Annotated in this window: 1 protein-coding gene; it reads right to left on the bottom strand. The window is 67.1% G+C overall.

Features of this window, described 5'->3' with window-relative positions:
* The coding region (locus G7A99_RS24155; protein WP_163144616.1) for a polysaccharide biosynthesis/export family protein at positions 1-371 on the bottom strand (371 nt) is incomplete at its 3' end.
* Positions 372-560 lie beyond the last annotated feature (189 nt).

Here is a 560-nt window from a genome sequence, read left to right as displayed (position 1 = left end):
GCGAACTCGGTCATGCCCCCAGCCTCGAGGACGAGATCGAGCACCGTCATTCCCTGGCGCCAGGGCACCGAGGCAGGCTCTTCGACGGCACCGGTGACACGTACCCGTGAGAGGTACTCGTGGCTGTTGAGCTCGGTCACCACAACCGTCACCTGCGGCTCGCGGACGTAGTAGGCGAGGGCCTCGCGGATGCTCTTCGCGACCTCCTCCGGGGTGTGCCCGCCGGCGGCAACATCGCCGACCAGGGGCACCGATATCATCCCGTCCGGACGCACGGGCACGACCACGGAGAGATCGGGGTTGCGCCAGACGTTGACGGAGAGCTCGTCATCCGGACCGATGTGATAGCGCTCGCCCGGGGCATAGGACATCGGGGCGCCTTCGCCCTGCTCGGGACTGGTGGGGGGCGTCGGTGGCCGCGAAGCGCACCCGAGAAGCGACGTGGACGCCGCGATAGCGATCACTAGGGGAAGGATCCGACGCATGGCAGTGCCCTCCTGCTGGCAGCCTCTGCGACCCGTTGACCGGCTCCATTCCCTAAAGTTGAAATGGCGCCAATG

Source organism: Arhodomonas sp. KWT (assembly GCF_010993615.1).
The sequence above is the reverse complement of the archived record's forward strand: the minus strand, read 5'-3'. Positions and strand labels throughout refer to the sequence as shown.